The organism is Clostridium sp. TF11-13AC, assembly GCF_003481065.1.
Classification (GTDB): Bacteria; Bacillota; Clostridia; order Lachnospirales; family Lachnospiraceae; genus Otoolea; species Otoolea fessa.
In genome coordinates, this window is the sequence record NZ_QUKJ01000003.1 from 361,571 (window position 1) to 374,132 (window position 12,562).

6 protein-coding genes are annotated in these 12,562 nt (G+C 51.5%); 1 reads left to right on the top strand and 5 read right to left on the bottom strand.

Annotated elements, in window-relative coordinates; all coding sequences use genetic code 11:
* Positions 1 to 67: 67 nt before the first annotated feature.
* Entirely contained in the window at positions 68 to 2,455 is a 2,388-nt protein-coding gene (locus DXD12_RS09000; protein ID WP_118638124.1) for a formate C-acetyltransferase/glycerol dehydratase family glycyl radical enzyme, read from the bottom strand.
* Positions 2,456 to 2,634: 179 nt separating this feature from the next.
* On the opposite strand from DXD12_RS09000, the gene DXD12_RS09005 reads away from it, so the two are divergent.
* Positions 2,635 to 3,540, top strand: a complete 906-nt coding sequence (locus DXD12_RS09005) for an AraC family transcriptional regulator (protein WP_118638126.1) — start codon at positions 2,635 to 2,637, stop codon at positions 3,538 to 3,540.
* Between the two features lie 114 nt (positions 3,541 to 3,654).
* Here DXD12_RS09005 and DXD12_RS09010 read toward each other — a convergent pair whose 3' ends face one another.
* The 4 genes from DXD12_RS09010 to DXD12_RS09025 form a co-directional block, all read right to left on the bottom strand.
* A complete protein-coding gene (locus DXD12_RS09010) occupies positions 3,655 to 6,231 on the bottom strand; it encodes a transglycosylase domain-containing protein (protein WP_243105367.1) in 2,577 nt (858 codons plus the stop codon).
* A 283-nt stretch (positions 6,232 to 6,514) separates the two neighbouring features.
* Positions 6,515 to 9,130: a cation-translocating P-type ATPase gene (locus DXD12_RS09015; protein ID WP_118638130.1), complete on the bottom strand. Its 2,616-nt coding sequence runs from the start codon at positions 9,128 to 9,130 to the stop codon at positions 6,515 to 6,517.
* A 217-nt stretch (positions 9,131 to 9,347) separates the two neighbouring features.
* A complete protein-coding gene (locus DXD12_RS15665) occupies positions 9,348 to 10,310 on the bottom strand; it encodes a hypothetical protein (protein ID WP_243032282.1) in 963 nt (320 codons plus the stop codon).
* A gap of 289 nt (positions 10,311 to 10,599) precedes the next feature.
* Positions 10,600 to 12,552: an oleate hydratase gene (locus tag DXD12_RS09025; RefSeq protein ID WP_118629431.1), complete on the bottom strand. Its 1,953-nt coding sequence runs from the start codon at positions 12,550 to 12,552 to the stop codon at positions 10,600 to 10,602.
* Between the last annotated feature and the right edge of the window lie 10 nt (positions 12,553 to 12,562).

Here is a 12,562-nt window from a genome sequence, read left to right on the forward strand (position 1 = left end):
TGATGCACATCCCCGGTAGCTGATTTGCCGCATTTTTTATGAAACACGGCAAATTTCACTCTTTTTCCTAGCAGATATTGGAATGTGAAGTTCTGGAAATGATATCGTCCTGTACTTCTTTTCCAAGCTCTGTAAAATATGCTGTATAACCAGCTACACGTACCAGCAGTCCGTTGTAATCCTCCGGATGCTTCTGTGCTTCTTTTAAGGTCTCCGTATCGATGACATTGAACTGTGTGTGGAATACGCCCAGGGAGCAGAGACTCCTCAGGTAGTTCATCAGTTCTTTTGTCGAGTTCGGGCTGTCGCGGAATACCGTATCCATCTTTACATTCAGCAGAGTTCCCTGATTGAAACGGCCATGCGGAATGTGGGAAATGGATTTCAATACAGCGCCCATGCCCTCGGTATCGGTTCCCTGGTTCGGAGATACGCCGTCTGCTAACGGTTTCCAAGCCAGACGTCCGGACGGAAGTGCACCGACCTCCAGACCAAACGGAGTATTTCCAGATACCGGAAGAATACCTGGCGTCATCTTGCCGAATTTGCTGTGGAACGACTCGATATAGTCCGCGATAAAACAGAACATATCACCGGTCAGCTCGTTTACTTCGTCGTCATCATTGCCGTACTTCGGAGCTTCATCACACATCTTCTTGACATCCTCATAACCCACAAAGTTTGCATCCAGTGCATCCAGAAGACGCTGCATCGTTACTTTTTTCTCATCAAATACAAGTTTCTTTACTGCAATCAGGCTGTTGATCAGGTCTGCTACGCCGATCGCATCAATACCATTTCCAAGGTTATATTTCGCACCGCCCCATGCGTAATCTTTCGCATTCTCTACGCACTCATAGAAGGAAAGGGAAAGTGCCGGAACGACCCTCTGGAAGCCAATGTCATCGCATACATGGCTGGAAGCCACGGTTCCGCGAAGTTCATAGCGGATCTGCTCTTTGACTGCCTCTTCAAACTCTTCGTAGGTATTAAAGGCAGTCGGATCGCCGGTCGCCTCAGATGCCTGAATGCCATATTTACGGCTCTTGCCGTTTAACAGGGCAAATTCAACCGCAGAACCTAAGTTGAAGTCTGCATATGCGGTGTAGCATCTCTGTTTTCCTTCCAGGTTCGTCTCTACACAGCCGCATGGATTCCAGTTATATGCTTCTTTTAACGGGATTCCCTTGTTCAGGAGCATCTCGATACCAACTTCATCGTTGTGGAATGCCGGGAAACCGGTTCCAAGCTTGATAACCTCTGCAATCTTCTTTAAGAAGCTGCTCGGATTCTTCGCCATATTGTAGCGGACAGACAGGGACGGCTGATATAACTGTACTTCTGCGGTTGCCTGCAAAATCAGGTACGACACGTCATTGACTGCGTCCATGCCGCGCTCATCCACACCGCCGCAGCATACGTTCTGGAACATTGGGTAACCGGCGGAAAACTGTGCGGTTACCTGATCCTGGAACAGACACTGCTCAGAGAATTTAACCCATAAGCAGTCCAAAAGTTCCTGCGCCTCTTCCTCTGTCAAACGGCCAGCCTTGATATCTGCCTTATAAAATGGGTAAAGATACTGATCCATACGTCCCGGGTTGTAGCTTGCTGCATTCTGCTCCATAAAAATACAGGTCTGGTAAATATACATCGACTGAATCGCCTCGCGGAAGGTACGCGCCGGTTTTTCCGGAACCTGATCGCAGGTCTCTGCAATCTGTAACAGTTCTTTTCTGCGCTTCTCATCCGGCTCTGCCTCTGCCAGCTTTCTCGCCTCTGCCGCATAGCGGTGTCCCAATGCGGAGATACCATCAGCTGCCAGCTCCATCGCTTTCAGATATTCAATCTTCTCATAGTCACCCGGACGGGTAATATCAAGTGTATCAAGCACTTTATGGATATGCGCCTTGATTCCCTCCATGCCTTCTTTAATGACTCTGGAATAACCCGCAGTCGTCTCGCCCCAGCCACGAACCGATTTACGGTTGATGTAAAGAGCGCCGCAGTCACGTAAGGTTGCCGCAAAATCTGGGCATTGTACCAGCCACTGCTCATACGTGGAACGTCCCTTCCAGTACGGGCGGATGATCTCCTCAAATGCCTTCCGATCCTCTGGGCGCAGATAGAATGGGTCATATGGACGGGTACTGATGGTATCCAGCTCCTCATCCAGAACCGACCAGCAGGTATCGACACTTAAAATACCGCCGCGCTGCTTGCTTCCGGCATTTCCGACAATCAGCTCATCCCCCCAGATTTTTACAGTTTTCTCCAGGCACTGTTTCTTAAATGCATATGCTTTCCGGATGCACAGCGGCTGTCCCTCTGATTCCTGGAAACCCTTTGTCAGGATAATTGCATTTTCCAGATCCATCTCTGGCTTGGTCTTTAATACTCTCTGTTTTAATCGGTCAATCCGATCCATGTATGGTTTTCTTTCGATTGCTGCCATCTGATTTCCTCCTATTTTTTACTCACATTCCCATTCTGTGGGATTTATTTTTTTAGCACCTGATATAAATCTCTTTTCGTTTAAAAGTATAGCAATTCTTATGTGGAAATGGTACAATATCAATAACTAAAAATACCAAAATCTTAACATATTGAATTTTTATAGAAAGAAGGGATCCTTTGAAATCTACTTCCCAGTTACAGGAAATCAACCACTATCAAGATCAAGATTTTCCGGTCAATGTCTACTATTCTGATATTCATTCCATGCAGCCGCCGGGACGCTGGCTGCGCGACTTCCACTGGCATGATGAGCTGCAGTTTACCCTCGTACTAAGCGGAACATTGACAATGCAGGTAGATAATCTTTCTCTGCCCGGACAGGCTGGAGATCTGATTTTCGTCAACACCTCCCTGATTCATGCCGTCACACAGATGTCGGAAGACGGCTCCTATGCGAGCCTCAATTTTCCTTACCGCCTTCTTGCCTTTTTTCCTGGAAGCCGCATGGATCAGGACTACGTCCTGCCCTATACCGCCGGTGGGAAATTCTCCGCTTTCTCTATTCACCCGGAATCCGAATGGCAAAAAGAGTTGATCGGACTGCATAAAAAAATAACCGATTTATTTCTTTCCAATCAGGTTAAAGGCAATGAATATTCTATCTGCATTAAGATTGCCTCGATGTGGAATCTGCTGATTTCCAATTTTCACAGCAGTGGGAATTCTACCTCTATTAACCTCCTGCGCCAGCAGCGCCTGCAATCCATTCTCCTGTTCATCTATGCACATTACGCAGATGATTTACAGCTCTCAGACCTGGCTGCATCAGCCAATATCAGCGTCGGAGAATGCTGCCGGATTTTTCAAAATATTCTTCACACAACTCCCTATGGATATTTAACTAATTACCGCATCCAGACCAGTGTTTCCCTCCTTCACCGCGATCTGCCCATCTCACAGATTGCCGGACTGGTCGGATACAACCAGGTCAGCAATTACATCGCCACATTCAAACGGATCATTGGCTACACACCGGCACAGTACCGGAAACAGCAGAAAAATGAATCTGAACATACGCAGTAATGCCTGCTTCTGAATTCTTCCAAATTCCACATAGACGCAAAAAAGCACTCTTTCACTCAGCCTTTAATCTCTGAATGAAAGAATGCTTTTTATTATCTTCTCATTTTCAATTCTTTACTGTCCAATCTCCGCCGCCGGACCCACTGCCGGTTCCTGCGCCGGACCGTGTCCTGGTCCGATGTCGCTGCCCGGTCCTGCCGGCACGATCGTCGTGCTAGATTCTGCCGGATCTTCAACTGTCTCGGCAGTTGTTTCCGGCACCGCCGCCGGGGCTGAATACCGTTTTCCTGCCGTACCCGTCTTGTAGATCCGCTGCATCCGATCTTTGATGGATTCGCTCTTGATCTGCTCGATCTTGGCGCTGGCGTCTTCTTTTAACTCCTTGCTGCTGCGACCGGAATCACCGCTCTTTGCAGACTCCAGAAGCTTCACCGCCTCATCCGAGAGCAAATGATCCCTTCTGAAATTCGCCGCGGTATATCCGCTGGTTGTGATTTCAAATGCATCCGGATGACCTGCCAGATAGGTTCCTTCTCCGCGTCCATTGTCCGTCTCCGGGGCATCAAAGGACGCCGCCGGAAGCCCCTCTACCATCTTTTCCATCGCATTTTTCCAAATCTTCGCCGGATACGTGCCGCCGTACAGGCTGGAAAGTGTCTTCTGCTGGTCGTAGCCAACCCAGACCGTCATGGTATAATATGGCGTCATGCCGCAGAACCAGCCGTCACGGCTGCCGTTGGTCGTACCGGTCTTTCCGGCTGCCTCTATGTTGCCGCTCCAACCCATCGACGCCGCCGTACCTTTTGTGACAACTCCCTTTAAAATATCGGTCATCATCACGGCGCTGCTCTCCTGGTAAACCTGAACCGATTCATAATCTTCAAAAATATCTTCGCCCTGGTTATTGATCATCTTGATAATACAGGTCGGTTCGCGGTACTGTCCCCGGTCTGACAGCGCTGCATAAGCGCCCGCCATCTCCTCGGTCGTCATACCGGTGGTAAAGCCGCCCAGGGAGGTCGCCGGATAATAGTCCGCCGCCTGCACGCTCGCGAAGCGCATCTGGGTTAAATATGCCATGCCGACATCCGGTGTGATATCATCATAGATATACCATGCCACACCATTTTTACTTCGCTCGACCGCATTTCGAAGCTCCAGCCTCTCGCCGGAAAGGGACTTCACATCCACGCCCTTCTGCTTCGCCGCATCAATATCGATATTCGGAATCTTTGTTTCCGATGTGTAACCATTTTCCAGTGCCGGTGTATACACGATCAACGGTTTGATAGAACTTCCCGGCTGTCTCGGGCTCTGGAACGCACGGTTTAATGTGTAGGTATCCGTCTCCTGACTACGTCCACCCACAATCGCCACGACGCGGTTCGTCTTGTTGTCAATAACGGTGGACGCGCCTTGCAGCTTGTAAACGCCGTTTTCGGATGTATTGCCATCAAAGGACAAAACTCCATCTAATGCATCCTGCAGGATCGTCTGCTTGTCCGGATCCAACGAGGTATAAAGGTTATAGCCGCCCGTGTAGAGCGCATCGCGCTCCTGGTTGTACACCTCGTTGTAATTGGCATTGTACTCTTTGTAAGCCTCGCCGCTGCGGAATCCATACTGGAATTCAAAGCCGTCACGGCGCATCAGATAGCGAATCGCACAGTCGATCGCATACGTCGTCTCATAGTTGTGCAGCGGCACTCTCTGGCGGTTGACCGTGATCTCCTCCGCCTTTGCCTCTTTGCACGCTTTCTCCGTAATAAATCCCATACTCAGCATATCTTCCAGAATCTTATCGCGGCGTGTCAGCGCATTTTCCGGATGACGGTACGGGTTGTAATACGTCGGCGAGTTCGGAATCGCACACAAATATGCCGTCTGGCTCAAGGACAGTTCATCCGCATCCTTGCCAAAATAACCTCTTGCAGCCGCCTGAAGCCCGTAGTACGTGTTCGCGAAGCTGATATCATTGATATAGAACTCCATAATCTGCTCTTTGGTGTATTTCTTCGTCAGATCTAAGGAAATCAGCATCTCCTTGATCTTCCGCTCCATCGACACCTCGCGGGTCAGAAAACGGTTTCTCGCTAACTGCTGGGTGATCGTACTCGCGCCGTGCTTTTCTGCTCCCTCAGTCAAAAAGTAATTGACTGCGACACGGAAAATACCTTTTATATCAATGCCTGGATTTTCCCAGAACGTCCGATCCTCGATCGCCACAAATGCGTTGACCGCATTCTGCGGTATCTGGTCATACGTCAAATAACTGGAATCCTCGTCTCCCGTCAGCTTCGCCAGCACATTACCGTTGGAATCATAAATATAACTTGCCTCCTGCAAACGGAACGTATCCAGCGTACTGTTTTCCACCACTCCCTCTATCTGGCTTTTATAGTCCTCATAGAGCGGAATCAGCTTATATGCGCCAAATCCGGCACCGCCAATCACCAGCAGTACCAGACACACCAGAAGCGTCTTGAACATGGTTCCAAAGATCCTTGCCATCGCATGGAACACGATCTGCCCACCGCTCCGGCTGTTATTTTTGCCCGCTTTCTTTTGCTTGCCGACATCAATTTTCCCGCTTTTCTTTGCGGTGCCCCGCCTGCCCGAAGATCGTGCGGATGAAGCTACCGGCTTCTTTCGAACGCCGGAGGCGTCCTCTCTCGTCTGTTTCTCCCTCATCTCTTCCCTCATCTTCCTATGTATCTATGGTTGCTTCCATTCTATTTTCATGCGGCACCTTAGACTTCAAAAATGCCTGTCTGCGGACAGCAACTTTTTATACTTTTCTGACAAAATCAGCTTGGACTCCCTTTTATTATAAGTTTTTTTGTCCAAAAGAACAAGCCTGTTTTCGAAATCTGCTCAATCTCCTGCCGCGTGTTACTGTTCGCGCATACGTGCCCAGTAACGGAATTTGCCGCGGCTTCAAAAATACCTATCTGTAAACTGCATTTTCGCTGTATCAACGCCGTTTCCGAAAAAGAAATGCTAAAAGTTCATGCACTAACAGCGGCGTGGCGGATAACAGGAGAAGCGCCAGCCACTCTGCCGGGTGCAGCCGCACCGTGTGAAGGAGTTTCATCAAAAAAGGAATCTCCGTCACCGCAACCTGCATCAGAACCCCCACAAGGAATGCCGCAAGCATCAGCGGATTTTTCCCAAGACTGCGCGAAAATGCCGAGCCCGTGAGCGAGCGCATGCCGACCGAATGAAAGAGCTCCGACAGCCCCAGAACGGTAAATGCATACGTCTGCGCCCGCAAAAGCTCCTGTCTGCTGAAAAATGCCCCCAGCGTGACCGCTGCAATCAAACACCCGTAAAATGCCATGCAAAACCATCCGCCTCCGGCAAACAGCGACTCGCCCGTCCGGCGCGGCGGCTGACGCATCAAGTTTTCCCGGTCGTTTCCATCCATGCCGAGTGCCAGCGCCGGAAGCGAGTCCGTAATCAGATTGATCCAAAGGATGTGCCCGGCTCCCAGCGGCGCCGGTATTCCGATAGCAACGGCGGCAAACATGGTTAAAATCTCCCCCAGATTGGAGGAAAGCAGAAACAGTATAGATTTTCGTATATTTTCATAGATGCCGCGCCCTTCCTCAATTGCCCTCTCGATCGTCGCAAAATTATCATCCGTCAAAATCATATCCGCCGCCTGCCGCGCCACATCGGTGCCACCTTTTCCCATCGCGATCCCGATATCGGCTGATTTAAGCGCCGGCGCATCATTTACGCCGTCCCCGGTCATCGCCGTCACGCACCCGGCGCGTTTTAAAGCCCGCACAATCCGGACTTTATGTTCCGGCGACACCCGTGCAAAGACTGATACAGAACCGATTCGTTCCTCCAGAGCTCCCTCATCCAGCGTTTCCAGCTGCGCCCCCGTCATGCATTCTTCCCGCCGTTTGGCAATCCCCAGCTGCCTAGCGATCGCAAGCGCCGTGTCTGCATGATCTCCAGTGATCATGACCGTCCGCACAGATGCCCTGCGAAATGCCTCAACTGCCCCGGCTGCTGCCTCCCTCGGCGGATCCATCATGCCTGCCAGACCCAGAAATATCAGGTTCTGCTCCAGCTGTCCCACCTGTTTCTCCCGCTTTCCATCCGGCATTTTTCCTGTTTGAAGCTCCCTATACGCCCCCGCGAGTACTCGCAGGGCACGCGCGGACATACGCGTGATCTCCGCCTCAATCTCTGTCCGCCTCTCCCTGGTCAGCGGCACAATTTTGTCCTCTTCCATCTCATAACGACACCTTTTAAGAATCACATCCGGCGCCCCTTTTACACAAGAAATCCAGTTTTCTCCCTGCTCATGCACCGTCGTCATTCTCTTCCGATCCGAATCAAAGGGAATCTCCCCTTTCCGCGGATATCTCCGACGCAGATGCTCCGGAGATACACCACAGTTTTCACAAAATCCGTACAGCGCCCGCTCGGTGGCATCCCCCACCATCTCCCCGGCATCGCTGCACAGCGCAAATACCTCCAGAAGCCGTTTTCCCACTTCTCCTTCCTTAGAGCGCGCCAATTCCTGTTCCGTATACTCCTGTCGATTTACATAACATGTCGTCACCGTCATCTCATTTTTCGTCAGCGTCCCCGTTTTATCTGAGCAGACCACGCTGACTGCCCCCAGTGTTTCCACGGACGGAAGACGGCGCACGATCGTGCCAGCCCGCGCCATTTTCGTCACTCCCAGCGCCAGCACAATCGTCACCGTCGTCGGAAGCCCCTCCGGCACGGCAGCTACCGCCAGGGAAATCGCGGTGAGCAGCATTTCCATCACGTCGCGCTTCTGCCAGACGGCGAGGGTAAATAATAAAACGCACAGCCCGATCGTAAGAATACTCAATAGTTTCCCCAGATCCGACAGCCTTTTTTGCAACGGTGTCTCCTCCTCCGGCGCCTCGCGGATCAGAGAGGCAATCCTCCCTACCTCCGTATTCATGCCGGTGGCGATGACAATTCCCTTTCCCCGCCCTGCCGTCACGTAAGAAGTCATAAATGTCTCATTTTTACGCTCTGCCACTGGAAGCGCACCGGCGGCTAAAAAATGGCTGTTTTTCTCAACCGCCCGCGATTCGCCGGTCAGCGCTGATTCTTCTGCCCGCATTTCAGCTGTCTCGGTAAGACGCAGGTCGGCTGGAACCTGCCTCCCGGCATCGAGCACGACCAGATCCCCCGGCACCAGCTCCCGCGCGGCAATCTCCCGCTCTTTTCCTTCCCGGATCACAACCGCCTCCAGCTGCGTCATCCGTTTTAAGGATTCGAGCGCTTTCTCCGCCTTCCCCTCCTGAATCACGCCCACCGTGGCATTTAATACGACAACCGCCAGAATTACCCCCGCATCGCCGTACTCGCCCAAAAGCAGGGAGATCCCGGCTGCCGCAAACAACACAAAAATCAGGGAGTCGCAAAGCTGTGCCCCGATGCGCACAATCAGACTCCGCGGTGGTGCTTCCCGCAGCTCATTTTCCCCATAATGGCGCTGCCGCACCTCCACTTCCGCTGCCGATAAGCCTGTCCGCAAATCGACCGAAAACTCCCTGCACACCTCTTCCACCGTCCGGTTCTCATACATGCGCATTTCCCCCTTTTTCTGTCCCTGTTCTGTACTTTTCACAGACTGCATTTATTCATATGCGGAAAATAGGGGGGATTAGAACTGAATGGTTGGAATAAAGAAATGGAAAGCATAGTCCTGTTTGATGCTCAAATGGCATCGGAACTCTTATTGTTTCGATGCCATTCTATAAATTCTATGATTTAATTTTATCGTTCTGTTTCTGTCACATACCTTACACCTGTGGTTCCGGCTCCTGCGTCTGCGCGGCCGGTTTGCGCTCCATCGGCATATAACCTTCTTTCTTCCGCTGTATCGGCTGTGCAGTCACCGTTGCTGCCGTATCCCGGAACGCCGGGAGGCTACCTGTCTCCATGTAAGCACGGAACGGAAGTTCGCCCTGCACTGGGTCTTTCACGACCTCATTTTTCTCCACTTCTGGCCGTTCTCCTCTGCGCGGTGGACGGCGCTCAAACCGCTCCCGCCTTCCAGAAGCCGGGCGGTCTTCCCTTTTCTCATTTTCCGGCACCGCGCGGTTTCCGCTACGTCTGTCCGCTGCTCTCTCGGCTCCCGAAACACGCGCTGCCCTCTCTCTCTCTGAGCAAGCTCTTTCTCTGCCCTGCGTGCGCTCAGTATTCCCCTCAGCAGCACGATCCGCTGTACGGTTCCGATAGCTTCTCTCCGATCGTTCCGGTCTGTCACTGCCAGACGGACGTTCTTGTGCGCTGCGCTCCTGTTCCGACTTTTCGGCTTTTTCCGGTGTTTCCAGACGTGTTCCCCTATTCGGACCACTTACGCCTCTTGGCGCCTGTGTCCGCTCCGAAAGAGGTCGAACCTGCATCTTATTTTTCTTTTCCTTCTCCCGGAAGCTTTTAAGTACGATCGCCGCCGAATACTGGTACGCATAGATACAGCTTTTCATCAGTTCCTGCTCTTCCTCCGTCTTGCAGGAACTCAAGAGCATCTCTTCCTCTTCTTTTTCCAGATATGCCTCTCCGTTCGTATCGCGTTCCTTTACCGGCTTGTAGATCCGGTATTTCTTGTAATACGGCGGACATGGAAACTGCTTATTCTTAACCGGTTCCGGTACAATCCGCAGTTTGTAGGTATCGGACATGCGCGCCAGAACATTATGTATTTTCTCACAATTCTCTCTCGTATTTGTCTCCCGCGCCGGGATACAAAGTAAATAATCCATCTATTTTCCCTCACATCTATCAAACGATCCTTTTCAAAATCGTTTTCTTCTCAAATTTTCTACATTTACGCCAATCTTTATTGTATCATGTCAGAGAAAAACGGGCAAGTGAAAAAGAATGTGCCTCACGACAATTTCCTGTTACACAAAAAAAGGCTGCCACACGAATGCCAAACGAACGTTTTCCGTCCGGGGCCTTCTGTTTGTGACAGCCTGTCTTCCTTTATCTAACGCAGCCATATTTACCTGCGTGTTACTGTGAACAGTAACACCTGCGTTCCTCAGTCTCTTACACCATCCAGTCTTTCAGCACGCCGTGATCGCGCAGCAGCTTTCCAACCACCGTCTTGTCAATCTTCCGGAGAATCGGCTTTTTGAGTGCTTCAAGCGGCATCGGCAGCTTCATTTCCAGCGGCGATTTGCCGTCCATCAGCTTGACCGTGCTGTCCAGAAGCTCGCGGATATCGTAGACACTTCCCCATACCTCCGGTACGCCGCGGTCTACGCCGCACAAGCCGTACACCGCCTCCATCGCGGTGCGGACGGAATACTCGGTCGTGAAAATAGTATCACGCGGGGTCTCCGCAAACTGCCCCAGAAATGCCGCATTGACACATCCATCCGGGATAACGTCCGGGCGGTCTCCGGCACGCCGCGGCATAAAGAATGCTGTAATATACGGCATCATCGTCGGCGTACAGTTCGCATGGTTCTCAGCCAGTTCCTCGATCTGATCCTCCGGGATTCCGAGATGGTACAGCCATTCTTCGGTGATCTCCTTGCCCGTGCAGGCGCGCATCGGCTTCTTCACATAATCGCCCGGTACATCCGTAAATAAACTGTATACCCAGACGCAGATCTCGTCCTTATTCTGCGCTTTGAACTGTCCCTGACGGTTGATCGTCCAGCTAAGCAGCCAGCTTGAATCACGGCAGCTCACGATACCGCCTGTTACGACGCGTCCACTTCTCGGATCCCTGCGGCAAATCTTGCGGATCTGGGAAATGATTGTCTCATCCGAAGTCGTGACCGTCGCAGACTCCCAGTTCGTCTTCTGGATATCCGAGCAGAATTTCTCCGGATGTCCAAATGCCGGATCCTGCGCAGCAATCTGACGCCACAGACTCCAGCAGCCGCTGGTACGCACTTCCGCACCTTCTACCGGTGCCTGATTCTGGTCGCCGTAGATCGTTCCCTCAGTACAGCTTCCGTTCGTAATAAAGACAAAATCATCCTCAGTCAACGTGATTTCCTTCTTCTCGCCGCCCTTCACGTACTCGATCGCCTTCGCAACCTTTTTCTCACCCTGGATGTCAAACCGCACATTCGTAACCTCGGTGCCAAACTGGATCTGGACGCCTGCCGTCTCCAGATATTTCTGCATCGGCAGAATCAGCGACTCATACTGGTTGTAACGCGTAAATTTGAGTGCCGAGAAATCCGGAAGTCCGCCGATGTGGTGGATAAAACGCTGAAAATAGCGTTTCATCTCTAATGCACTGTGCCAATTTTCAAACGCAAACATTGTTCTCCAGTACAGCCAGAAATCCGAATCAAATACCTCATTATCAAACACATCCTCAATGGATTTGTCATACAGATCCTCATCCTTCGTGAAGAACAGCTTCATGATCTCCATGCTGCCTTTCTGGCTCAAGCGGAATTTGCCGTCCGTGTGTGCGTCCTCGCCTCGGTTGACCGTCGCACGACAGAGCGAGTAGTTCGGATCGTGTTTATTCAGCCAGTAATATTCATCGAGAACTGATGCCCCCGGCACCTCCAGGGACGGGATGCTGCGGAACAGATCCCACAGGCACTCAAAATGATCCTCCATCTCGCGGCCGCCGCGCATCACATATCCACGGGTCGGATCCTGAATACCGTCACATGCACCACCTGCTACCTCCATCGCCTCCAGAATATGGATATTTTCTCCCGGCATCTGTGCGTCTCTCACAAGAAAACACGCCGCCGCCAGAGAAGCCAATCCACTTCCGACGATATAAGCCGATTTGCCCTCGATTCCCGCCGGTTTCTCCGGGCGCGCAAACGCCTCATAATTTCCCTTCGAATAATAAATTCCCTTGCTGTTTTTCTCCTGGCTGCCGCGTTCCGTATTCCGGTAATCCGAAGCCGACTTAACCACTTTTCCTGCCTTTTTCCGCTTCGACGCCGCTGCCGCCAGCCCCGCTCCAACTGCCAGTGCCGATACCGCACCCGCTTTCCATGCTTTCTTATTCATGTCCTGATCG

Excerpts from the sequence above, each read along its gene's own strand:
- DXD12_RS09000 (WP_118638124.1), bottom strand. The coding sequence starts at position 2,455 with ATGGCAGCAATCGAAAGAAAACCATACATGGATCGGATTGACCGATTA.
- DXD12_RS09010 (WP_243105367.1), bottom strand. The coding sequence starts at position 6,231 with ATGAGGGAGAAACAGACGAGAGAGGACGCCTCCGGCGTTCGAAAGAAG.
- DXD12_RS09015 (WP_118638130.1), bottom strand. The coding sequence starts at position 9,130 with ATGTATGAGAACCGGACGGTGGAAGAGGTGTGCAGGGAGTTTTCGGTC.
- DXD12_RS15665 (WP_243032282.1), bottom strand. The coding sequence starts at position 10,310 with ATGGATTATTTACTTTGTATCCCGGCGCGGGAGACAAATACGAGAGAG.
- DXD12_RS09025 (WP_118629431.1), bottom strand. The coding sequence starts at position 12,552 with ATGAATAAGAAAGCATGGAAAGCGGGTGCGGTATCGGCACTGGCAGTT.